Origin of the sequence: Peptoniphilus olsenii (assembly GCF_040545475.1) — a bacterium.
Lineage (GTDB): Bacteria > Bacillota > Clostridia > Tissierellales > Peptoniphilaceae > Peptoniphilus_A > Peptoniphilus_A olsenii.
Genome location: NZ_JBEPMA010000001.1, coordinates 16269 through 41326 on the forward strand (window position 1 = coordinate 16269; position 25058 = coordinate 41326).

Consider the following 25058-nt stretch of genomic DNA (forward strand, 5'->3'; position numbering starts at 1 on the left):
AGAAAATAAATTTTAATTATATTATTGAATTATTCCTTAATAAGTTCTATAATTATATATAGTATGGTTATTTTATATTAATAAAATTAAACAAATTAGGAGGCTAATATGTCAAAAACATTTAAAACAATGGACGGTAATGAAGCAGCCGCTCACGTAGCATATGCTTTTTCGGACGTTGCTTGTATTTATCCGATAACACCTTCTTCTCCAATGGCTGAGCACATTGATGCTTGGGCTTCTCATGGAAGAAAAAACATTTTTGGACAAGAAGTTATGGTAAAAGAATTACAATCTGAAGGAGGAGCAGCTGGTGCTGTTCACGGTGCACTTCAAGCTGGTTCTTTAACATCTACTTATACAGCTTCACAAGGTTTATTACTTATGTTGCCAAATATGTATAAAATCGCAGGAGAATTACTACCTGGAGTTTTCCACGTAGCAGCAAGAGCTCTTGCTTCTCATGCACTTTCAATATTTGGTGACCACCAAGACGTAATGGCAGCTCGTGCATCTGGATTTGCTTTACTTGCATCTGGATCTGTTCAAGAGTCTATGGACTTAGCAGGAGTTGCACATTTATCAGCTATTAAAGGAAGAGTACCATTTGTTCATTTCTTTGACGGATTTAGAACATCACATGAAATTCAAAAAATTGAAGTTCTTGATTATGAAGATCTTGAAAAATTAGTTGATAAAGAGGCAATCAAAGAATTTAAACAAAGAGCTTTAAATCCATCTAATCCTGAAATTAGAGGTACAGCTCAAAACCCAGATATCTATTTCCAAGAAGTAGAAGCATCTAATAACTTCTATACTGATATTATTGGAATAACAGATAATTATATGAAAGAAATTTCAAAATTAACAGGTAGAGATTATGGTCTTTTCACATATTATGGTGCGAAAGATGCTACTGATATTATTATCGCTATGGGTTCTGTTACAGAAACTGTAGAAGAAGTAGTTGATTATCTAAATGATAAGGGACAAAAAACTGGTGTACTTAAAGTTCACTTATATAGACCATTCTCTGTAGAACATTTCTTAGAAGCAATTCCAGAAACTGTAGAAAGAATTGCAGTTCTTGATAGAACTAAAGAAAAAGGTGCAGATGGACAACCCCTATACCTTGATGTAAGAAATGTATTTTATGAACAAGAAAAGAAACCAGTTATTGTTGGTGGTATTTATGGACTAGGTTCCAAAGACACTAACCCAACTGATATCCTTTCTGTATTTGATAATCTTAAAAAAGAAAATCCTAAAAATGACTTCACAATTGGTATTGTTGATGATGTAACAAATAAATCACTTCCAATTAAAGAAAAAATTACAACTGAACCAAAGGGAACTATCAGATGTAAATTCTGGGGATTCGGTTCTGATGGTACTGTTGGTGCAAATAAATCTGCAATCAAAATCATTGGAGATAATACTGATATGTATGCTCAAGGATATTTTGATTATGACTCTAAAAAATCTGGTGGCGTTACAATGTCTCACCTTAGATTTGGAGAAAATAGAATCACTTCAACTTATCTATTGACAGAAACTGATTTTATTTCTTGCTCTAAGCAATCTTATGTTTATTCATATAATCTTCTTAGAGGACTTAAAAAAGGTGGTAAATTCCTACTAAACACAGTATGGTCTGAAGATGAATTAGAAGAACATCTACCAGGATATATGAAAAAATATATCACAGAAAATGAAATAGAATTTTACACAATCAATGCAACTAAAATAGCATCAGAAGTTGGACTTGGTGGAAGAACAAACATGGTAATGCAATCTGCATTCTTTAAATTATCCCAAGTACTTCCTATTGAACAAGCAACTAAACTTCTTAAAGAAGCTATTGTAAAAGATTATGGTGCAAAAGGTGACGATATAGTTCAAATGAACTATAAAGCAGTTGATGCTGGAATCGATGCTTTAGTAAAAATCGAAGTTAAAGATTCTTGGAAAGATTGCGACGACACTATGAACAATAAAATTGCTGGAGCACCTGACTTTATCAATAATATTCTAATTCCTATGAATAGACAAGAAGGTAATGACTTACCTGTATCTGCATTTGTTGGAATGGAAGATGGTACTTTCCCTTCAGGCACAAGCCGTTACGAAAAGAGAGGTATTGCAGTCAATGTACCACATTGGAAAGTTGAAAACTGTATTCAATGTAATCAATGTTCATTAGTATGTCCTCATGCTGTAATTAGACCTTTCTTATTAGATGAAGAAGAAAAAGCAGGAGCACCATCAACTTTTGAAACTAAGAAAGCTCTTGGAAAAGACTTAAAAGAATATGAATATAGAATTCAAATTTCACCACTTGATTGTACAGGCTGTGGTAACTGTGCACAAGTTTGTCCTGCAAAGGAAAAAGCTCTTGTTATGAGTCCATATGAAGATGAGATTAACACTCAAATTATTAATTGGGAATATGCATCAAATAATGTTGAGTCTAAAGAAGAAAAAATTGAACCAAATAACTTCAAGAATTCACAATTCCAAACACCTTATCTTGAATTTTCAGGAGCATGTGCTGGTTGTGGTGAAACACCATATGTAAAACTTGTTACACAATTATTTGGTGATAGAATGAGTATTGCCAATGCTACTGGTTGTTCATCAATTTGGGGTGGATCTGCTCCATCAATGCCTTATTGCACAGACTCTTGTGGTAATGGTCCATCATGGGCTAACTCATTATTTGAAGATAATGCTGAATTTGGTTTTGGTATGGCTATTTCTCAAGTTCAATCTAGAGATAGAATTAAGAATTTAATGGAAGAATTTATAAATCTTGGCGTTGACGATGAAACAAATCAAGTATTCAACGAATGGATTGAAAGTAAAGATGATTATAAAACATCTAAACTTGCAAGTGCAAAAGTGTTAAAAGCATTGGACAAAAACTTTGGAGATGAAAAAGCAGATGAAATCATCGAAACTCTAAAAGGCCTTGAAAAATTCTTAATTAAGAAGAGTCAATGGATTATCGGTGGAGATGGTTGGGCATATGACATTGGATATGGCGGACTTGACCACGTTCTAGCATCTGGTGAAGATATAAATGTATTAGTATTAGATACAGAAGTGTACTCTAACACAGGAGGACAAGCTTCTAAATCTACTCCTACAGCAGCTATAGCTCAATTTGCGGCTTCTGGTAAAATTACTAAGAAAAAAGATTTGGGTCTAATGGCTACAACTTATGGATATGTTTATGTAGCACAAATTGCTCTTGGCGCAGATAAAAACCAAGCTTATAGAGCAATTAAAGAGGCTGAAGCTTATAATGGTCCTTCATTAATTATCGCTTATGCTCCATGTATAAACCATGGAATTAGAGTAGGTATGGGCTTCTCAATAGAGGAAGAAAAGAAAGCTGTTGAATCAGGTTACTGGCATCTATATAGATTTAATCCTGAACTTAAGAATGAAGGAAAGAATCCATTTATTCTAGACTCTAAAGAACCTACTAAATCTTATAGAGAATTCCTTGATGGAGAAGTTAGATATACTTCACTTAAGAAATTATTCCCTGAAAGAGCAGAAAGACTTTATGAAGCAGCAGAAGAAAATGCTATGGAAAGATATCAAAGTTATATTAATCTAGCAAGAAATGACGCTGAATAATTTAATTAAATATATTTTTAAGTGCAAGATTCGTCTTGCACTTTTTTAATTCAAAGACTGTTAAATTATTGATTTTTTTTAATCTATGATATATATTAAGATAAGGCTAGTAGGAGGTAATAATGAAATTAATTTTTGATATAAATGGCGGAGATAACCGTGAAGAAATAATAAAGGGAGCGTTAGATGCCTCTAATGAATTTAATACTGATATTATTTTAGTTGGCGAAAAAAACTATGCTGAAGAAATATTAAGTAGATTAGATTATAATGAGAATAAAATACAAATTATAGATGCTCCAGATAATATAGAAAATAACGAAGATCCAGCTTTTGCTATTAGAAAAAAGAAGAATTCATCAATAGTGGTGGCTCTTAATTTATTAAAAGAAAATAAAGATTGTGCTTTTATATCTGCCGGAAGTACTGGCGCTTTATTGGCTGGAGGACTATTTATAGTTGGACGTATCAAAGGGATTAAACGTGGAGTTTTGCCTGTATTACTTCCTGGTGTAAACTCTAAAACAATGTTAATTGATTCAGGTGCAAATATGGACACAGATCCTGAATTACTTATGCAATTTGCCGAACTTGGAAAAATATTTTTAGAATCACATTATCAAATAAATGATCCAAAAATTGGATTATTAAATGTAGGATCTGAAGAAGGCAAAGGAAATAATTTAGCAAAAGAGACTTATAAATTATTAAAAGAATCAAAATTAAACTTTTATGGTAATATTGAGGCTAGAGATATAACAGATAATGAATGTGATTTAGTTATATGTGATGGCTTCGATGGCAATATTTTATTAAAATCTATAGAAGGAATAGTTGGTTTTTTAGTTAATATTATATTTAGTGAAGTTGAAAAATCAAAGTTTGATGATGATTTAAAATTAAAGCTTATTAATATGATTAAGTTACAATTAAAGAACTTGGATTCTGAAGAAGTCGGTGGAACTATACTGCTTGGAATTGATGGAAATATTATTAAAGCACATGGAAGTTCAAACTCACTAGCTATAAAGAACGCTGCTAAATATGCATTAGATGTAGGTAAGAACGATGTAATTAATAAAATTAAATTAAGAATTGGAGATGAATGAAGTGAAAGAAGAAATTTTAAAATTAATAGCTGAAGAATTTAATATGGAAGTTAATGATTTAGATGAAGGTATGTCTTTTCAAGATGATTTAAACGCTGATTCCATCGAATTGGTTGAACTTATCATGAGTATCGAAGAAGAATATGATATTGAAGTTTCTGAAGATGATTTATCTAAATTTGAAACTGTTGGCGATGTAATTGATTATTTAGAAGATATAGAATAGAGTTTCACTATGAGTAAGAGATTAGTACAAATTCAGAATAAAATTGGATATTCTTTTAAAGATTTAAAATTACTAAAATCTGCATTAACTCATAGTTCTTATGTCAATGAAAATAAAATGCATCACTTTGAGAGTAATGAAAGATTAGAGTTTTTGGGTGATGCAGTCCTTGATCTTGTAATTGGTGAATATTTATATACAAAATATCCTCAAAAATCTGAGGGTTATCTTTCTAAACTCCGATCTGAGTCTGTCAATGAACATATTCTATATATGATTTCAAAAGAGATAAATCTTGGTGATTCAATATTATTTGGGAATGGTGAAATAAAAAACGGTGGGAGAAATAGAGAGTCAACTTCTTCTGATGCTTTAGAAGCATTAATTGGTGCTATATATTTAGATTCTTCATTTGAATGTGCAAAAAATATAGTTTTAGAACTTTTTAATTCTTATATAAATGAAGATGTTATCAAAAATATCAGTAGAGATTATAAAACTGAGTTTCAAGAAATTGTTCAAAAATATGGAAAAATTTGTGAATATGAGATTGTAAAAGAAGAAGGGCCTGACAATAATAAGACTTTTTATTCCCATCTAAAGATTGATGGCAAAGTAGTTGGAAAAGGTTCAGGAAAAACTAAGAAAAAAGCCACACAAATGGCTGCAAAAGCAGCAATTGATGATTTGGAGGGTACTAATTTTGTCTAAAAAGAATATTATCCCTATTTTTGTGCCTCATTATGGTTGTCCAAATGACTGTGTTTTCTGTAATCAGAGAAAAATCACAGGAGCATCAACAGATATTTCAAGTAGTGATGTTGAAAAAACTATTTTGGAATATCTTTCTTATTTTAAAAGAAAAGATAATGTTGAAATTGCTTTTTATGGAGGTAGTTTTACAGCTATAGATATTAAAGAACAGAGTGAACTACTAAAGGTTGCTTGTTCTTTTAAAAATATAGGCCTTGTAAATGAAATAAGATTATCAACAAGACCAGATGCCATAAATGACGAGATTTTACAAAATCTAAAGAAATACTCTGTCGATATTATAGAGCTTGGAGTTCAAAGTTTAGACGAAGAGGTACTAAAGTTATCTAACAGAGGACACAATTCTAAAGTTGTCTATGAATCTAGCAAACTAATTAAAGAATATGGATTTAAACTGGGATTGCAACAGATGATAGGTTTGCCAGGAGATAATTATAGTAAATCAATTTTGACTGCAGAAGAATTTGTAAAGCTAAATCCTTATTGTGTTAGAATTTATCCTACTCTTGTAATTAAAGATACAGCCCTAAATTATAAATATAAATGTGGAGAATATTCTTCCCTTGATTTGGAAGAATCTATACCAATAGTTGCAGATATCCTTGATATTTATTATAAAGCAAATATCAATGTAATTAGAGTGGGGTTACAAGCTACAGAGAATATAAATTTTGAAAAAGATGTTGTTGCTGGTGCATTTCATCCTGCTTATAGGCAATTTGTCGAATCTTTTTATATAAGGAAAGCTCTTATTAACTATTTCAAGATTAGCAATAATATAAAGGAAAAAATTATAATAAAAGCAAGTGGCAAAAATATTTCTAATATAAGCGGCCAAAAAAGAATTAATAAACAAAATATAATTAATGAACTTAAGATTAAAAAATTAAATTTAATTGAAGATAATTTATCTGATTTTGAAATAGAGATTTTTTCTATTAAAAATGAAATTATTGACATTAGAGATTATTATAGGATGAATATAATATGTACTTAAAAAGTGTGACTATGCAAGGATTCAAATCCTTTGCGAATAAAACTAAAATTGAATTAGATGAATCCATCACGGCTATTGTTGGTCCAAACGGAAGTGGGAAAAGTAATATTACAGATGCTATAACTTGGGTTTTAGGTGAAACTTCTGTCAAAAATTTAAGAGGAAGTAAGATGGAAGATGTTATATTTTCTGGAACTGACAATAAAAAGCCTTTGGGTATGGCCGAAGTTACTATTGTTTTTGATAATTCTGATAGAACATTAGATACACCTTATAACGAGGTATCTGTAACTAGAAGAATGTATAGGTCTTTGGAAAGTGAGTTTTTAATAAATAACAAAAAATGCCGCTTAAAAGACATAAAAGAATTGTTCATGGATACTGGTATTGGTAAAGATGGTTATTCGTTAATTGGTCAGGGAAAAATTGAATCTGTTCTAAGCTCCAGACCAGAAGATAGACGAGCTATTTTTGAAGAAGCAGCTGGTATTTCTAAATTTAAATATAAAAAAGTGCAATCAAAAAATAAATTATTGAAAACTGAAGAAAATCTTATAAGAATTGAAGATTTGCTTACTGAGATTTCTAACCAGGAAGAAAGTTTAAATAAACAAGCTGAAAAAGCAAAAAAATATTTAGAAGATTTTAACAGGTTAAAAGACATTGATATTAATTTTGTGTCTCAAAAAATTAGTATATTGAATGAAGATATAGACAAGCTCTCCACATCAATAGATAATTTAGAAGTAGAATACAATAATTTAGAAATTAGGAAATCATCCCTTGTAGATAAAAAAAATAATATTGAATTATTATCAGTCGAAAATAAAGAGACTCTTTCAAATAAAAAAACTAAACTTGAGGAAAAAAGTTCTATTTTTGAAGAGTTGAAAGTAAAATCTAGTGTTTTAGACGAGCAATTAAAATCTTTAAAAAGAGATATAGAAAGATTAAATACGGAAAAATTGGAACAAACTAAAAACATTGAGTCTAATGAAAATACTCTTTTAGATCTTCGAAACAAAGCAGAAGAATTTGATAAAGAAAGTGCTAATCTTCAATCGAGGTTAAATAATTTAGATGAAACTATATCTTTAAAGGCTGAAGAAATTGCTACAATTGAAAAAAATGAATCTAAAAAAAATTCTAGTAGAAATACTTTAAAAAATGATATTGAAAATATAAAATTTAGAAATACAACTTTGCAAGCTATGATAGAGGACAAAAAGAATAGAAAGTCATCTATTGATAATAATATAGTCAAATTTGAAAATAATAAAATTGAATTTAAAGAATTAATTAATGAACTTTCAGAAGAAAAGTCCAAATTAATTGATAATAAAACAAAAATTAAAACTGAAGTAACCGAACTTGAATCTGCTATTCTTAATTTTAAAAAATTTTGTCAGAACGAAAATTCTAAGCTAAATGAATTAGATAATTCTATTAATGAAAAAAATGCAAAACTAAAAATTTTAAAAAATATGGAATCTAATTTCGAAGGCTACAATAGATCTGTAAAAACTTTTATGAATTTTTGTAAAAATAGAAATTTATTTAATGATTCACTTTATGGACCAGTTGGAGATAAATTTAAAGTTTTAGAAGAGTATGAAAAAGCAATTACTGTTGCTTTAGGTTCAATGGCTCAAAATATTATTGTTCGTGATACCACTCAAACTCAAAAAATGTTAAAAATACTCAATGATAATAAGATGGGCAGAATTACTTTTTTGCCTTTAGACAGAGTTAAAAGTAGAAAGACATCTAAAATAATTAATGATAAGGGAGCTATAGGTGTAGCTTCAGATTTGATTGAATTTGATGATAAATTTAGGGATGTATTTGAAAATCTATTAGGATATGTTCTTATAGCAGATAATTATAAAAATGGAGCTTATATTTCTAGAAAATATAATATCAAAGTTGTTACATTGTTAGGTGAAGTTTTTAACACTTCTGGTGCCATCACTGGTGGTAGTTTGAATACGTTCAATACTTCATTTATCCAGAGAAAAAACGAGATAGAAGAATACATTAAAGAACTTAAAAACTTATCTTTGATTAAAAAAGGAGTAGAAGAAACATTAAAATCTAAAATGACAGAGTTTAAATTAAAAGAAGAAAACCTTATTAATTTAAAAGATAAATATAATTCAATATTATCTAGAATAGAGATAGTTGAAAATAATCTATTAAAAAATAATCAAAGTAATGAAATTAATGAGGATTATTTATCAAGATATTTAAATGAAAAATCACAAATTGAGAACAGTATTCACGAAGATATTAAGACATTAAAAGACAATGAATTGTTACTTGAAGAGAAAATTCTTAAGCTTAAAGATATAGATTCTTCTACTGATAAAGATGATAATTTTATTAATATTAAAAATGAATTTGAAAAAATAAAATCACAACGTCTAGATATTATATTATTGCAAAAAGAAAACAAAGAACGAATTTCATATAATAATCTGGAATTAGAGAGATTTCAAAATTCAATTGAAGACTTAAAAAATGAAATTCAAAATTTAGACGAGCAATTGATGGTAAATGACAAACTTTTAGATAAAAAAATTAGTATATATGAAGAAAGCTTAACTTCATCTGATGCATTAGCGAATGAAATTTCCACTATTAAAAAAGATATTTCTGAAATAGAAGATATAATTTTTCAAAATGATGAAGAATTAAATACTCACAAAGAAGAAATTGTAACAATTAACGAAAATATTTTAAATAATAAAAATGAACGTGAAAATCAAAAATATAAAATTGAAGTTAAAGAAGAGATCATTAATACTCAAAAGAACAGAATATTCGAAGAATATAATATTAGTGAAGAGGACTTACTAAATTTAAGTGAAATAGAAGAAGTACCTGAAAAAGTGGTAAAAACTCTTAGACGCAGGGTAAAAAATTATGGGGAAGTAAATATTGGTTCTATTGATGAACATAAATTGGTAAAAGAGAGATTGAATTTTTATTCAAAACAGAGAGATGATTTAATTGAAGCCAAAAATGAAATAGAGAATATTTTAAATAAACTAGATTCAGAAATGAAAAAAAGTTTTAAAGACGCTATTAAAGAAATTTCTGATCATTTTCAAAATATTTTTAAAATATTATTTAATGGTGGAAATGCTGAAATTAATATTGAAGGTGATTTATTAGAATCAGGAATTGAGATTAAAGCTTCACCACCTGGAAAAAAACTTCAATCTTTGAGTTTGCTTTCTGGAGGAGAGAGGGCTCTGACGGCAGTTGCCCTATTATTTGCTCTATTAAAGGTTAGACCAGCATCATTTTGTATACTTGATGAAATTGATGCAGCTCTAGATGATGCTAATATTAAAAGATATGCTGAGTATTTAATGACTCTTGAAAATATACAATTTATAATTATAACACACAGAAAGCTTACGATGGAAATAGCAAAGAGCATGTATGGTGTAACTATGCAAGAAAAAGGTATAAGTACAATGTATTCTGTTAAATTAAATGATTAGGAGGTATTTTAATGTTTAAGTGGATAAAAGAAAAATTAGGTTTGGATGAAAAAGAAAAAACTCAACAAGAATTATTAGAAGAAAAGACAGATAAAAATATTGAAGCTGAAAAAACAGATGAAGATTTTAAGAAGGAAAATCTAGAATTTGAAAAAGAATTTAAAACAGATAAAGAATATGATAAACTTTCAAAAAGTGAAGAAATAAAAACTGATTTAGAAGAAATAGAAGAACATGAAGTTCAAAAAGAAAGTGAAAAATCAGATTCAACAGAAGATGAAAACATAAAATACAGAAAAGAATTTAAAGACAACGAAGAAGATGAAAAACTCTCTGAAAGTGAAGAAGTAAAAAATGACTTCAAAGAAATAGAAGAACACGAAATTCAAGCAGAAGATAAATATATAGATTCATTAGAAGAAGAGAATAAAGAATATAAGGAAGAATTTAAAAAATCTCAAGAAGAAATAGAACAAGTTGAAGAAGAAAATAAAAAGCCTAGTTTTTTTGAAAGACTAAAAACTGGTTTGACAAAAACAAGAAAAGAAGTTGGAATAAAAATCAATACTGTCTTAGGTAATTATGTAAAAATTGACGATGAAATGCTTGAAGACTTAGAAGATATTTTAATCTCAGCTGATATAGGTATGAATACCACTATGAAATTAATTGACAATCTTCGTGATACTATTATCCAAGAAAAAATTAATGATCCAACGAAAGTAAAACCATTACTAATGGAAGAAGCTAAAAAACTGATGAATCCAGATTTGAATTCAAGTTTAACTACAGAACCTCCAACTATAATTCTAATAGTAGGCGTAAATGGTGTTGGAAAGACAACGACAATAGGTAAATTATCACAAAGATTTAAAAAAGAAGGCAAATCTGTCCTTGTATGTGCAGCAGACACATTTAGAGCAGCTGCCATAGATCAATTAAAAGAATGGGGAAATAGAGCAAATGTTGATATAATTAGTCATGATGAAGGTTCAGATCCTGCAGCGGTTGTCTTCGATGCTATTGCAGCAGCTAAAGCTAGAGGCAATGATATATTAATTATTGACACAGCTGGGCGACTTCACAATAAATCAAACTTAATGAAAGAACTAGAAAAGATAAATAAAATCATAAATAAAAATTACCCTGAAGCCAATCGAGAAACTCTCTTAGTTCTAGATGCAACTACTGGACAAAATGCAATGAATCAAGCTAAAACATTTAAAGAAGCCAGTGAAATTACTGGTATAGCTTTAACTAAACTAGATGGTACAGCAAAAGGTGGCGTAGTAATAGCTCTACAATCTGAATTAGATATACCTATTAAATTGATAGGTGTAGGAGAAGGCATAGACGATTTACAAGATTTCAATTTAAACAATTTTATAGAAGCAATTTTTGAATAAAAAATAATAACCCCTAAACTTCAAAGCTTAGGGGTTATTATTTTTTTGAAAATTATTCTGATATATTTAAAAAATTATACTAGTATCAATTTAAAAATAGTCAAAAAGTAAAATTTTATAATATAAGTTTTCTTAGTCAGTTTACACTTTTTAATTTCGAATTATTAGAAACGCCTCTAAAATACAAATTAAAATTAAATAACTCTTTTAATTTTTGGTAATACTTTTTTATAAAGAATTATTAAAACAGGAATTGTTATAATTGCTTCAACTAGTATAAAAGAATTATAAACTGCAGAATATATTATTGGGGATTGACCAGCTGGTGCATACTCAGCAAAAATTAGGAATCCACTCAAGAAATGACATAGATATCTTAAAAACATCGCTAAAGCAGAACCTGCAATAAAAGATTTTAAATCTCTAGTAAAAAATCCTGTAATACCAAGTGCACCAAATGCAATAAAATAATCTAGTAATAAAGACAGTGGATGATAAAAAGTTCCACCTAGTATAAATTGTAATATACCGTAGGTAAATGACGTAATCAGTCCATATTTTGGTCCGCAAATCAATGGAAAAAATAAAATTGGAGCCATTGAAGCTAAAGTTACAGATCCACTTTGTGGAAGCTCGAAAAATTTAATATAAGATAGTATTTGTGCCATAGCTAGAACTACTGCACCGCTTGTAAGAATATAGGTTTTTTTATTCAATTTCTTCACCTCTATCTCATTCTATATCATAAAAAAATATGTGTAAAGCTAAAAAAATAGTTGACATTATTAAAATTATTAGTTAAAATAATTAAGGTCAAGCAAAAGACTTGACCTATATAAAATATTATAATAAAATCGAGGTGAGTGTGATGGCTGAAGATAAATTTTTTATTATGAATTCATTATTGGACTTTTACGGCTCACTACTTACTGAGAAACAGAAAAAAGCTGCTTATATGTATTATGTATATGATTGTTCCATAAATGAAATATCTGACGAACTCAATATTTCTAAACAGGCAGTTTTTGACAATCTCAAAAGGGCTGAAAATAATCTACAGGACTATGAGTCTAAACTACATCTTCTTGAACAAACTCGACTTCAAGAAAGCGTAAATAGTGACAGAAATAAAAAATTAAAATCATTATTTTCAGAACTTAAGAAAAATAAAAATATAGATATAAAAACAGTAAATAAGATTGAAGAATTAATCTTTGAATAATGGAGGTGGATTTGTGGTATTTGAAGGACTATCGGATAAATTGCAAAACACTCTTTCGAAGCTAACGGGCAAAGGGAAACTAACTGAAAAGGACATCGATGCAGCAATGCGTGAAGTAAAGCTTGCATTATTAGAAGCTGATGTAAACTTTAAAGTTGTTAAAAATTTTGTTAAAGGTGTAAAAGAAAGAGCTTTAGGTAAAGATGTATTAGAATCTTTAACTCCGGGTCAACAAGTCATTAAAATTGTAAATGAAGAACTTACAAATTTAATGGGAACAAATGAAGTAAAAATAGATTTTTCAAAAAAGCCTACTATTATCATGATGTGTGGTCTTCAAGGTGCAGGTAAAACTACAACAAGTGGTAAGATAGCTAATAAACTCAAGAAAGATGGCAAAAGACCATTGCTTGTTGCCTGTGACGTTTATAGGCCAGCTGCTATTAAACAGCTACAAGTAGTTGGAGAGTCAGTAGATACTCCAGTATTTACCATGGGTGATAAGATATCACCAGTTGATATATCTAAGGCGGCTTTGGAGCACGCAAAGAAAAATGGAAATGATGTTGTAATAATTGATACTGCTGGTAGACTACATGTTGACGAAAATTTAATGGAGGAACTTCAAAATATCAATAAAGAAGTTGATCCTTCTGAAATATTATTGGTATTAGACGCTATGACTGGTCAAGATGCAGTCAATGTTGCTGAATCTTTTGATAAATCTCTAAAACTTACAGGAGTTGTACTGACAAAACTTGATGGTGATGCTAGAGGTGGTGCTGCTCTTTCCATTAGAGCTGTAACAGATGTACCTATAAAATATATTGCAAGTGGTGAAAAGATGGATAATATTGAAGTTTTTCACCCAGACAGAATGGCATCTAGAATTTTAGGTATGGGCGATGTCCTTTCTTTAATTGAAAAAGCACAAAGTGCAGTTGATGAAGAGAAAGCCAAAGAATTAGAAGAAAAATTAAGAAAATCTACTTTTACTTTTGAGGATTTTCTCGACCAAATGCAACAGATGAAAAACATGGGTCCACTTGAAGATTTACTTGGAATGATTCCAGGCGTAAATTCAAAGGCTTTAAAAGGCATTAATTTATCAGAAAATGAATTTGCTAAAGTTGAAGCTATAATTTTATCTATGACAAAAAAAGAAAGAATTAAACCTGAGATTATTGACTCTTCTAGAAGAAAAAGAATAGCAGAAGGTTCTGGTACTAGTCCAAGTGAAGTAAATAAGCTAATTAAACAATTTAAAGATATGAGAAAAATGATGAAACAATTTGGCAATATGTCCAAGAAAATGGGTAAAAAAAGGTTTAAGATGCCTTTTCCATTTTAATTAATAGTTGTTATATATTAATTAAAAATTAATTTATATATAAATTTTATGTGGAGGTGAATGATTTGGCAGTTAAAATTAGATTGAGAAGAATGGGAGCTAAAAAGAAACCATTTTATAGAATTGTTGTAGCAGATTCTCGTAGTCCTAGAAATGGTAGATTTATCGAAGAAATAGGTTACTACAATCCGCTAACTCAACCAAAAGAAGTTGTAGTTGATTCCGAAAAAGCTAATAAATGGATAGCTAATGGTGCAAAACCTACTGATACTGTAGATAGACTTTTCAGAGAAAACTCTATTTACTCTACAGTTAAAGCTGAAGTTTCTGAAGAAACAACAGAAAATAAAGAATCAGAGGCTACTGAATAAGCATAAATATGTTTGGAGGAACTGATATGGTTGAATTAATAGAATATATTGCTAAATCTTTAGTCGAGGATCCATCATCAGTTGCGATAGATGTGAACCAAGATAATGATTATGTTGATATTACTTTAAAGGTAGCAGCTGATGATATGGGCAAGGTAATAGGCAAACAAGGCAAAATTGCCAAAGCTATTAGATCAATTTTGAAGGCTATTTCTCTTAAAGAAAATTTAAAGGTTAATTTAGAAATTGAAGAAAACAATTGATGATTTTACTTGTATAGGTAAAATAATAAATACTCATGGCCTTAAAGGCGAATTGAAAATAGAGCCTTATACTTCAAATATTGAAAGATTTTCTGATTTATCTGAAGTTTATGTTGGAAATAATCTAGTAAAATATAAAATCAAAAAAGTTCGTTATGCTAAATTTGTATATATAACATTTGATGAAAATGAAGATATCAATAAAGTATTACCACTTAAAACTCAAAATATTTATATCCCAGATGACGAGAGAATAAATCTTGATAAAGATGAATTTTTTATATCTGACTTAATAGGGAAAAAAGTGTTTGATTTAAATGGCAAATATATTGGCATATTAAATGATATATTTGAATATCCAGCAAATGATGTTTTTGTAGTTGAAACTGAGGATAAAAAAATTATACAAATACCGGCTGTTAAAGAATTTGTCAAATCAATTGATGATGATATTATAGTGGACTTAATTGAAGGAATGATTTTATGAAAATAAGTGTATTGACACTTTTTCCGGATTTTATTAGAAGTTTGACTAATTATTCTATGGTTGGTAGAGCTATTAATGATAAAATATTGGACTTTGAAGTCATTGATATTCGAGATTTTGCAATTAATAAATATTTACAAGTTGATGATTATCCTTATGGTGGTGGTCCTGGTATGCTAATGCAGGCGAAACCAATTGTTGAATCTATTGAATCTTGTAAAAGTGATAAATCAAAGGTATATTATTTATCTCCGCAAGGAAAAGTTTTAACACAAGAAAAATTATTAGAGCTTCGAGACGAAGAACACTTAATTTTGTTAAATGGTCATTATGAAGGAATTGATCAACGTGTGATTGATAATTATGTTGATGAGGAGATTTCTATAGGGGATTATGTGCTTACTGGTGGTGAAATTGCATCAATGGTTGTCATTGATGGGGTCACTCGACTACTTGATGGAGTACTTGCATGTGAAGATTCTTTTTCAGATGAATCACATTTTAATGGACTTTTAGAGCATCCTCAATATACAAGACCAAAAGACTTTAGGGGATATACTGTACCAGAAATATTACTTTCTGGAGACCACGAAAAGATTAGAAAATATAGACTCAGAGAATCAATAAAAAATACTTTGCTTAAAAGACCTGATTTAATAAAAAACAAAACTTTAAATGAAGAAGAAACACAAATATTAAACGATTTACTGGAAGGAGGTAAAGATAATGGATATAATTAGAGCTATTGAAGAAGAACAAATCAATAAAGATTTACCTGATGTGAAAGTAGGGGACTCAGTGAGTGTTCACTACAAGATTATTGAAGGAAATAGACAAAGAGTTCAAGTTTTTGACGGAACTGTCATTAAAGTACAAGGAAAAAGCTCAAGAAAAACTTTCACTGTAAGAAGAATTTCTTATGGTATTGGAGTTGAAAGAACTTTTCTATTAAACTCTCCTAGAATTGATAAACTTGTTATTAATAGAAGAGGTAAAGTTAGACGTGCTAAGTTATTCTATATTAGAGAAAGACAAGGTAAGTCTGCTAAAGTTAAAGAAAGAGTTGACTACTAAGAATGGGACCGAGGAGTCCTATTTTTAGTATTCCTCTGTTTTGAATAAATAAATTTGAAAGGATGATAATATGAAAAAATTTTTTATGGGTGTATTTGTACTTATTGCCCTTGCAGCTCTAGCATTTTTATTTGTTGAAAATAGAGGATCGAAAAAAGTTTCTACTATTTATGATGGTTTTGCTTTTTTATCAGAAGATGAATATGTAGATAAAGAAGACTTTGATATGATAGATGGTATGATATATCTATCATTAGATTATATCAACAAAAATATCGATAAGAATATAGAATTTGATAAATCTAAAGGTGAAATAATAATAGATAATGAAAAAGCACATAAAGTTTTAACTCTCAATTCTAAAGAAGCGCAGTTTAATGACGGAACAGTAGAACTTAGAGCACCAGCAATTGAAAAAGATGGCAAGATTTTGTTGCCTATAGAATCATTTATTTATGATTACAAAGTTAGACTTAGATATAATCGTGATATTCAATTATTACTATTGGATAGAGAAGATATAAAATACAAAAAATCAACTACTAAAGAAGGTGCTGTTCTATTAGAAGATAATTCTAAAAGAAGCCCTATTATAAAAAGATTAAAAAAAGATGAGCCTATCTATATTTATGACGAAAGTGGTAAATATTATAAAGTGAGAATGATTGAAGGTTATGCAGGATATATTGAAAAAGATTTTGTAAATGAAAATTTTGAAGAAGAAATTTTAGATTCCCACGAAAGTAGTCAAACAAGTAAACCTCTTAATATTACTTGGGACTATACTTATGCAGAGCATTCCCAAGAAAAAGTAGAAAAAATCCAAGATATTAATGGCCTTGATATTATAATTCCTACATGGTTTTCTATTAAAAATGGAAATGGAGATATGATTGACAGAGGTAATTTTGACTATATAGATAGATACAATAATTTAGGGATTGAAGTATGGGGTTATTTAGATAATTCTTTTGATCCAGAAATCACACATGAAGCTCTTTCAAATGAGTCAACACGAACAAAAATTGTTAATAAAACTTTAGAACTTTGTAACAAATACAATATGAAAGGTTTAAATATTGATTTTGAACATACTAATATTGATGATAGAGATTTTATTACAGAATTTGTTAAGGAATTAAAGGAAAAAGTAGGTAATGATTTAATTATTTCTGTTGACGTTACACCTCAAATATCTTCTGACGTAACTAAGGAACCATATGATAGAAAAAAACTATCTAATATAGCAGATTATATTATAGTAATGGCTTACGACCAACACTGGTCATCTTCTGAAGAGGCTGGCTCAGTTGCTCAATATAAATGGGTTGAAGGAAGTATAAATGTACTTTTTAGAACAATACCTAATGAAAAAATGATTTTAGGAGTTCCAACTTATTCTAGACTCTGGAAAGAGTCAAATGGTAAAGTTACTTCTAAGACAATATCAATGTCTGAAACTCTTAAATTAATTTCAGATAAAAATCTCAAACCTGTTTGGGATGAAGAATCTTCACAAAATTATGTGGAATATTCTGAAAATGGTGCAGTTTATAAAATTTGGATTGAAGATGCTGCATCCATTGAAAAGAAAGTTTCACTTGTAAATAAATATAATTTATCAGGTGTTGCTTCATGGAGATTAGGTTTTGAAACTAAAGATATTTGGGATGTTATAGAAAAGGAAATACAAAATAACAAGAACAATTGACATTTTATTAAAAGCGATATAAAATGTATGTGAAGTATTTTTGTATTAATTTTAATAGGAAGTGTTTGATATTTTAGCAGATACACATAAAATCGTGGCAAAAATTGTCCACGATAGAATTAATGATAAATATAATGTCGTTTTAAATTTAGATAAAATGTTATGGGGCTCAGTTGCACCAGATATACTTCCTTATTATAAATTAAAAAGACATTATCTTGATGAATCGATAGATTATATCTCTAAAGAAATTGCAAATCTTATTTATTTTTGTAGATATTCTTTTAATGAAAATAATGAAACATCTGTATTTACTTCACATATAAGTAAAAAACTTGGCATCATTATGCATTATTTATGTGATTATGTTTGTTATCCACATGCTTATAGAATGACTTTTATAGGCAATATGGCAAGTCATATTAAATATGAACAGGATCTTAACATTTACGCTAAAACCTATAAATTGCATGAGAAAGATTACAAAAATAAGATTACAGTCGACAACCTAAACTTATTTGAAGATGTAGATATTAAACTAAAAGACAAAGTTAAAGCTTACATTTTAAATGTTATTGATGAGTATAAAAAAGAAAATAAATCCTTTGATACAGATCTTGATTTTGCTCTTGATCTTTCAACGAGAATTTCTTTATTCGTTATAGAATCAGCATTAGTGTATAGCGGTGATTTTGACATTCAATTTATTTAAAAACTATAAAATTCTTTCACTTATTTGTGGAAGAATTTTTTAAAATTATGGAGGAAAGTAAGATGAGAAATAATTCCAGTGTAACTTCTCTTGATTTAAGAGAGACACAAATAGCAATCAAATCCGTAAAAGACTATTTTCAAAGAGATTTAGCTAATACATTAAATTTAGCTAGAGTTTCTGCACCACTTTTTGTAAGACCAGAGACTGGTCTTAATGATAACTTAACGGGTGAAAAAGCTGTTGATTTTGATTTAAGAAAATATGGAATAAATGTAGAAATAGTTCAATCTTTGGCTAAGTGGAAAAGAAATGCTTTAAAAGAATATGATTTTAACATGTATGAGGGAATTTATGCTGATATGAATGCTATTCGTGCTGAAGAAGAATTGGATGCTATTCACTCATCTTACGTTGACCAATGGGACTGGGAAAAAATAATAAATAAGTCTGACAGAAATGTTGAATATTTAAAACTTGTAGTTAAAGAGATTTTTTCTGTATTTAAAAGAACAGAAGAATTTATAAATCAAACATATCCTTATATTTTATCAAAAAAATTGCCAGAAGATATATATTTTATCTCATCACAAGAGCTTGAAGATTTATATCCAGATGAAAGTCCTAAATCTCGTGAACATTTAATTGCTAAAGAGAAAAAAGCGGTATTTATTATGGGGATTGGCGAAAAATTAAATTCTGGATTTCCCCATGATGATAGAAGTCCTGATTATGATGATTGGAATTTAAATGGTGATATTATTTTTTGGAATGATGTATTAAAAGATGCATTTGAAGTATCAAGCATGGGAATACGTGTTGATGAAAATACATTAAAAACTCAATGTGAAAAAACAAATACAACTGATAGACTTCAGCTACCATACCACAAAAATGTTTTAAATAATAAACTTCCATATACAATTGGAGGTGGCATTGGTCAATCTAGAATTTGTATGTTTTTCTTAGAAAAAGAACATATTGGAGAAGTTCAAGTAGGCGTTTGGGATGAAAAAAATTTGGATTTCTGTAAAAATAAAAAAATTAAATTATTATAATTAGATTAAAATGTAGATTATTATTACAAATCCTCCGAATTTATAGTATAATATTTTTATACGAATTTTCGGAGGAATTTTTTATGGATTTGGCACCAAAACTCAATAATGAAAAAGCAAATAATATTGCCTTTAAAGATATAAAAAAATACCTAATTGAAAATTTCTTGTATAATGGCGATTTAGAAAGCATGAACATTTTACTTAATCTTTATAATATTTATGAATCTATTGAAAATATTTTTCCTCGCTATGTTACATTGGAAAATCTTAGAGTAGATATTATAAAATTTCTAAGAAATAAACAAGGAATTGAACTTATTGCTCGTAGTTTATCAAATTTGATACATGATGACATAAATAGACTTGAGCTTTACTTATATTTGGAAGGTTATAGGCTAGGATTTAATTCAAAAAAATATGCAAATCAATTAGAAGTTATTACCTTGAATTCATTTTCTTTAGGGGAGTTATATAATAGAAAGAAACTTTTTAATTATGAGTTCAATAATATTGAAGTTTTGACATTTAAAAGGCATATGTTTAATGAATTAAGACATGATAAAAATGTGAAAAACTTCATTAAATCAACATTAAAAGATATGCATAGGGTTCTTTTATCAAATAAGATTAGCGATTTAAATCAACATCTTGACTTACAATTAGTTTTCAAAAATGAAAATAATGATGTTAAAATTAAAGAAGTTGACGCCTATCTCACAAGAGAAGAATTATATTTTCTAAATAAAAAGATATTTAAATTTTTATATGTAGATGGATTTAGAATATTTAGAAACGGATTTTGGGACGGAATTAATGATAAAGTAATGAAGAGATATAAATAAAAGGATAGTTTTTACTATCCTTTTTAAAGTGGTGAATAAAAATATGATTATTATGGGAATCGACCCAGGAATTGCAATAGTGGGATATGGAATTTTAGAATTTAAAGGAAATTCATATAAAGTTATGGATTATGGTGCCATTACGACAAAAGCTGGAGTTCCTATTCCTGATAGATTAAATCAAATTTACAATGAAATGAATATATTAATAAAAAAATATAAACCTGAAGATATTGCTTTTGAAGAACTTTTTTTTAATAAAAATGTAAAAACAGCAATTACTGTAGCTCAAGCACGTGGTGTTGAAGTTTTATGTGCTGAAAAAAATAGAGCAGGTATTTATGAATATACGCCTCTTCAGGTAAAACAAGCCCTTGTTGGCTATGGCAGAGCAAGTAAAAGTCAAGTGCAAGATATGGTAAGATTAATTTTGAATTTAGATAAAATTCCTAAACCAGATGATGTTGCAGACGCTTTAGCTGTCGCAATAACTCATGGGAGTTCAATAAAATTTAAAGAAAGTTTCAGGATGATATAATGCTTGAATTTATTAAAGGTAAAATAGACTCAATTGAAAACAATTATTTAGTACTAGAAAATGGAAATATTGGTTATATAATTTATATGCCAAAAATAGAACTTTTAAAATTAACTTTAAATACTGATGTAATGATTTATACAAGACTTATTGTTAGAGAGGATTCTATAACAACTTATGGTTTTGCAAATACAAAATCTAGGGATATTTTTGATTTACTTACTACCGTAACAGGTATTGGTCCAAAACTTGCAATGGGAATTCTTGATGAGACTGACGTTTCGTTTATTTTAAATTCAATTGCAGCGGAAGATGTTAAATCCCTCACAAAAATTCCTGGTATAGGGAAGAAAACTGCTCAAAGATTAATTTTAGAATTAAAAGATAAAGTAAAAAATCTAAATATAGATATACCTGAGACAGATATTATTAATGAGAATATAAATCTGGATAAAAGTTCTGCTCTTGAGGCTCTAATTTCTTTAGGATATAATGAATATGAAGCAAAAAATGCACTTGAAAATATTGATGATAATTTAGATATTTCGGTGATGATTAGAGAAGCATTAAAGGTAATGAGTTGATTAAATGAAAGAAAATAGACTAGTAGAGCCAGGTTTTTCTGAAGAAGATAGTCGTGAGATTAGTCTTCGCCCAAAATGGTTGGAAGATTATATTGGTCAAGAAAAAGCTGTACAAAAATTAAAAATTTTTATAGAAGCTGCTAAGAATAGGGAAGAACCTTTAGATCATACTTTATTAAGTGGTCCACCTGGTTTAGGTAAAACTACATTAGCAGGAATAATTGCCAATGAGATGGGGGTTAATTTAAAAGTTACTTCAGGGCCAGCTATTGAAAAACAAGGTGATCTTGCAAGTATACTTACTAATCTAAATCAAGATGATGTATTATTTATTGACGAAATCCATAGATTAAACACTTCTGTAGAGGAAATACTTTATCCTGCAATGGAAGATCATGCTTTGGATATTGTAATAGGTAAGGGGCCTTCTGCTCGTTCTATTAGACTTGATTTGGCTCCTTTTACATTAATTGGTGCTACTACTCGTGTAGGTATGCTTACTTCTCCTTTAAGGGATAGATTTGGTGTTTTGCTCAATCTTGATTTATATGATGTCAGTTCATTAATTGATATTATTGTTCGATCTGCTGGTATTTTAAACATTCCAATTGAAAAAGATGGGGCAAGAGAAATAGCCAAAAGATCTCGAGGTACTCCAAGGATTGCCAATAGATTGCTAAAAAGAGTTAGAGATTATGCTGAAGTTAAAGAACAAGGTGTAATAACGCAAAAAGTTGCTATAAAAGGATTAAATTTGTTAGAAATTGATAAATTTGGACTTGATAGCATTGATAGAAAAATTATTCTTACTATGATTGATAAATTTTCAGGAAGGCCTGTTGGTATTGATGCTATTTCTGCATCTATTGGAGAAGATAGGACAACTGTTGAAGATGTGTATGAACCTTATCTTATGCAAATTGGATTTATTTTGCGTACACCAAGAGGAAGGACTGCCACAAAACGAGCTTACGATCATTTTGGAATTAAATATGAAGGAGATTGATAATGAAGAAAGTTTTAACATTAATTTTATTTTTTGTCCTTTTATTAAATAATAATGTTTTTGCAAATAATAATTATGAAAGAATAGACATAAAAGTTGGGAAAAGTGTAAATTCAGGGGATGGTTTTTATCTTGAATCAAAAGATAATTTTAATATTTATACAAGTGATTTTCAACTGATACACAAAACTTCTTGTAATAAACTAAATATTAAATTTGAAAATAGCCAAATTAACATTGATGGAGATAAATACAATATGGTAAACTTCCCAACAAATGGAACTTTCTTAATACATTCAACATCTCCCATAAAAGTTTCAAATATAAAAAGAAATTATAGAGGTGCTATTAGCTTTCGAGTTAATAATGGAAAACTTGATATAATTAATAATGTGGATATTGACAATTATCTGCGTGGGGTATTACCCAAAGAAATGTCGGCAAGTTTTCCTCTAGAATCATTAAAAGCTCAGGCATTATGTTCTAGATCTTTTGCCATTAATAATTTTAATAAATATATAAAAAAGGGATATAATCTTGATGATACAACTAATTCACAAGTTTATAGAGGCAGCGATGTAGAAGAAAAATCTACAGATAAAGCCATTTTTGAAACAAAAAATGAAGTTGTTAAGTACAATGGTAAAATAGCACAAACTATTTTTGGAGCTTCATCAGGTGGAATAACTGCTTCAGCAGAAGAAGTATGGGGTTCAAATGTCGATTATTTAATTTCTAGAGAAGATAATTTTTCTAATTATAAATGGGAATATAAATTAACCGACAAAGATTTTAAAAAATTAGGAATAGACAATTTAATTGATATTAGAATAGATTGTACAAATGATTCTAATCGTGTTAAAAATATAATTTTATGTACAGAAAATGATGAAAAAATTTATACAGGTAATAAATTCAGGTCAATGATTGGAAATACTGTAATAAAATCAACTCTTTTCGAAATTGAGAAAATTGGAAGTGATTTTATATTACGAGGCAGAGGCTATGGACATGGCGTTGGAATGAGTCAATATGGGGCTGTTGAAATGGCTAAAAAAGGGAAAAATTACAAAGAGATAATTGAATTTTATTTTCCTGGAACAAATATAGAAAAAATTAATTAATAGAATAGAAGGAAATATGAAAACAAAAGATTTTTATTATAATTTGCCAGAAGAGTTAATTGCTCAGCATCCCTTGGAACAAAGGGATCATTCACGTTTATTAGTACTTGATAAAAATACGGGTAAAATAGACCATAAACATTTTTATGATATTTTAGATTATTTAAATGAAGGCGATGTTTTAGTATTAAATGATACTAAAGTGCGTCCTGCAAGAATATTTGGACATAGAGTAGGTAGGGAAGAAAAAATTGAATTTTTACTATTAAATCACGAAAAAGATGTTTGGGAATGTTTATCGAAACCTGGCAAGAAAGCAAAAATAGGTACAGAAATCGAGTTTAGTGATAAATTAAGAGCTAAAGTAGTTGATATTTCAGAAGATGGTTCTAGATTTTTGAAATTTGAATATGAAGGAATATTTGAAGAAATTCTAGATGAATTAGGTGAGATGCCTTTACCACCATATATTACAGAAAAGTTAAAAGATAAAGATAGATATCAAACTGTCTATGCAAGAGAGAAAGGTTCTGCAGCCGCACCAACAGCTGGGCTTCACTTTACTAAGGATTTGCTAAACGAGATTGCCAAAAGAGGAATTAAAATTTGTTATATTACTCTTCATGTAGGTTTAGGTACTTTTAGACCAGTCAAAGTTGAAAATTTAGATGACCATAATATGCATTCTGAATTTTATATATTGACAGAAGATGTTGCCAATACAATGAATGAAGCAAAAAGACTAGGTAATAAAATTATAGCTGTTGGAACTACAAGTGTCAGGACTCTAGAATCCGTAGCAGACGATAATGGTATACTTAAACCACAAAGCGGATTTACTGATATATTTATATATCCACCCTATAAATTTAAATGCGTAGATTCTCTGATAACAAATTTTCATTTGCCAGAGTCTACATTATTGATGTTAGTTTCTGCTTTTTCATCAAGAAAATTTATATTGAATGCTTATAATGAGGCTGTTAAATCAAAGTATAGATTTTTTAGCTTTGGTGATGCAATGTTTATAAGGTAGGTAA

General features: G+C 28.8%; 24 protein-coding genes. 23 read left to right on the forward strand and 1 reads right to left on the reverse strand.

Annotated elements, in window-relative coordinates; translation table 11 throughout:
- The first annotated feature begins 108 nt into the window (after positions 1-108).
- From nifJ to ftsY, 7 genes are all read left to right on the forward strand, one after another.
- Positions 109-3648, forward strand: coding sequence for a pyruvate:ferredoxin (flavodoxin) oxidoreductase (nifJ, locus tag ABID14_RS00085; protein ID WP_354366380.1), 3540 nt, complete (start codon positions 109-111; stop codon positions 3646-3648).
- Between the two features lie 122 nt (positions 3649-3770).
- Positions 3771-4757, forward strand: a complete 987-nt coding sequence (gene plsX, locus ABID14_RS00090) for a phosphate acyltransferase PlsX (RefSeq protein ID WP_354366382.1) — start codon at positions 3771-3773, stop codon at positions 4755-4757.
- Position 4758: 1 nt separating this feature from the next.
- Complete coding sequence (locus ABID14_RS00095) at positions 4759-4983, forward strand: acyl carrier protein (RefSeq protein WP_354366384.1); 225 nt, start codon at positions 4759-4761, stop codon at positions 4981-4983.
- Between the two features lie 9 nt (positions 4984-4992).
- Entirely contained in the window at positions 4993-5694 is a 702-nt protein-coding gene (gene rnc, locus ABID14_RS00100; RefSeq protein WP_354366386.1) for a ribonuclease III, read from the forward strand.
- Positions 5687-6754, forward strand: a complete 1068-nt coding sequence (locus ABID14_RS00105) for an elongator complex protein 3 (protein ID WP_354366388.1) — start codon at positions 5687-5689, stop codon at positions 6752-6754. Before rnc ends, ABID14_RS00105 begins: the two co-directional genes overlap by 8 nt.
- Positions 6745-10266, forward strand: a complete 3522-nt coding sequence (gene smc, locus ABID14_RS00110) for a chromosome segregation protein SMC (RefSeq protein ID WP_354366390.1) — start codon at positions 6745-6747, stop codon at positions 10264-10266. The genes ABID14_RS00105 and smc overlap by 10 nt, the downstream gene beginning before the upstream one ends.
- Positions 10267-10277: 11 nt before the next feature.
- Positions 10278-11672, forward strand: coding sequence for a signal recognition particle-docking protein FtsY (ftsY, locus tag ABID14_RS00115; protein ID WP_354366392.1), 1395 nt, complete (start codon positions 10278-10280; stop codon positions 11670-11672).
- A 194-nt stretch (positions 11673-11866) separates the two neighbouring features.
- On the opposite strand, the gene thiT is transcribed toward ftsY, so the two are convergent.
- Positions 11867-12388: an energy-coupled thiamine transporter ThiT gene (gene thiT, locus ABID14_RS00120; protein WP_354366394.1), complete on the reverse strand. Its 522-nt coding sequence runs from the start codon at positions 12386-12388 to the stop codon at positions 11867-11869.
- A 152-nt stretch (positions 12389-12540) separates the two neighbouring features.
- On the opposite strand from thiT, the gene ylxM reads away from it, so the two are divergent.
- The 16 genes from ylxM to queA all read left to right on the forward strand — a co-directional run bounded on the left by ylxM (position 12541) and on the right by queA (position 25054).
- The gene (ylxM, locus tag ABID14_RS00125) at positions 12541-12894 is read left to right on the forward strand and encodes a YlxM family DNA-binding protein (RefSeq protein ID WP_354366396.1); all 354 of its coding nucleotides are present in this window, start codon (positions 12541-12543) and stop codon (positions 12892-12894) included.
- A 13-nt stretch (positions 12895-12907) separates the two neighbouring features.
- Positions 12908-14245 carry a signal recognition particle protein gene (gene ffh / locus ABID14_RS00130; protein ID WP_354366398.1) on the forward strand — a complete coding sequence of 446 codons (1338 nt, stop codon included), beginning with the start codon at positions 12908-12910 and terminating at the stop codon, positions 14243-14245.
- Between the two features lie 65 nt (positions 14246-14310).
- Positions 14311-14616, forward strand: a complete 306-nt coding sequence (gene rpsP, locus ABID14_RS00135; RefSeq protein WP_354366400.1) for a 30S ribosomal protein S16 — start codon at positions 14311-14313, stop codon at positions 14614-14616.
- Between the two features lie 26 nt (positions 14617-14642).
- A complete protein-coding gene (locus ABID14_RS00140; RefSeq protein WP_354366402.1) occupies positions 14643-14879 on the forward strand; it encodes a KH domain-containing protein in 237 nt (78 codons plus the stop codon).
- Positions 14863-15366: a ribosome maturation factor RimM gene (gene rimM, locus ABID14_RS00145; protein ID WP_354366404.1), complete on the forward strand. Its 504-nt coding sequence runs from the start codon at positions 14863-14865 to the stop codon at positions 15364-15366. Before ABID14_RS00140 ends, rimM begins: the two co-directional genes overlap by 17 nt.
- The gene (gene trmD / locus ABID14_RS00150) at positions 15363-16106 is read left to right on the forward strand and encodes a tRNA (guanosine(37)-N1)-methyltransferase TrmD (protein WP_354366406.1); all 744 of its coding nucleotides are present in this window, start codon (positions 15363-15365) and stop codon (positions 16104-16106) included. The genes rimM and trmD overlap by 4 nt, the downstream gene beginning before the upstream one ends.
- Positions 16093-16440 (forward strand): 50S ribosomal protein L19, encoded by a 348-nt coding sequence (rplS, locus tag ABID14_RS00155; RefSeq protein ID WP_354366408.1) that lies wholly within the window; start codon positions 16093-16095, stop codon positions 16438-16440. Before trmD ends, rplS begins: the two co-directional genes overlap by 14 nt.
- A gap of 70 nt (positions 16441-16510) precedes the next feature.
- Positions 16511-18151 (forward strand): glycosyl hydrolase family 18 protein, encoded by a 1641-nt coding sequence (locus ABID14_RS00160; protein ID WP_354366410.1) that lies wholly within the window; start codon positions 16511-16513, stop codon positions 18149-18151.
- A gap of 61 nt (positions 18152-18212) precedes the next feature.
- Positions 18213-18863, forward strand: a complete 651-nt coding sequence (locus tag ABID14_RS00165) for a zinc dependent phospholipase C family protein (RefSeq protein WP_354366412.1) — start codon at positions 18213-18215, stop codon at positions 18861-18863.
- Between the two features lie 62 nt (positions 18864-18925).
- A complete protein-coding gene (gene asnA / locus ABID14_RS00170; RefSeq protein ID WP_354366414.1) occupies positions 18926-19921 on the forward strand; it encodes an aspartate--ammonia ligase in 996 nt (331 codons plus the stop codon).
- Between the two features lie 83 nt (positions 19922-20004).
- Positions 20005-20766 carry a hypothetical protein gene (locus ABID14_RS00175; protein WP_354366415.1) on the forward strand — a complete coding sequence of 254 codons (762 nt, stop codon included), beginning with the start codon at positions 20005-20007 and terminating at the stop codon, positions 20764-20766.
- Between the two features lie 43 nt (positions 20767-20809).
- Positions 20810-21304: a crossover junction endodeoxyribonuclease RuvC gene (ruvC, locus tag ABID14_RS00180; RefSeq protein ID WP_354366417.1), complete on the forward strand. Its 495-nt coding sequence runs from the start codon at positions 20810-20812 to the stop codon at positions 21302-21304.
- Entirely contained in the window at positions 21304-21888 is a 585-nt protein-coding gene (gene ruvA, locus ABID14_RS00185) for a Holliday junction branch migration protein RuvA (RefSeq protein WP_354366419.1), read from the forward strand. The genes ruvC and ruvA overlap by 1 nt, the downstream gene beginning before the upstream one ends.
- 4 nt (positions 21889-21892) lie before the next feature.
- Positions 21893-22894, forward strand: coding sequence for a Holliday junction branch migration DNA helicase RuvB (gene ruvB / locus ABID14_RS00190; RefSeq protein WP_354366421.1), 1002 nt, complete (start codon positions 21893-21895; stop codon positions 22892-22894).
- 2 nt (positions 22895-22896) lie between these two features.
- Positions 22897-24018 (forward strand): SpoIID/LytB domain-containing protein, encoded by a 1122-nt coding sequence (locus tag ABID14_RS00195; RefSeq protein WP_354366423.1) that lies wholly within the window; start codon positions 22897-22899, stop codon positions 24016-24018.
- 16 nt (positions 24019-24034) lie between these two features.
- A complete protein-coding gene (queA, locus tag ABID14_RS00200) occupies positions 24035-25054 on the forward strand; it encodes a tRNA preQ1(34) S-adenosylmethionine ribosyltransferase-isomerase QueA (protein ID WP_354366425.1) in 1020 nt (339 codons plus the stop codon).
- Positions 25055-25058: the final 4 nt, after the last annotated feature.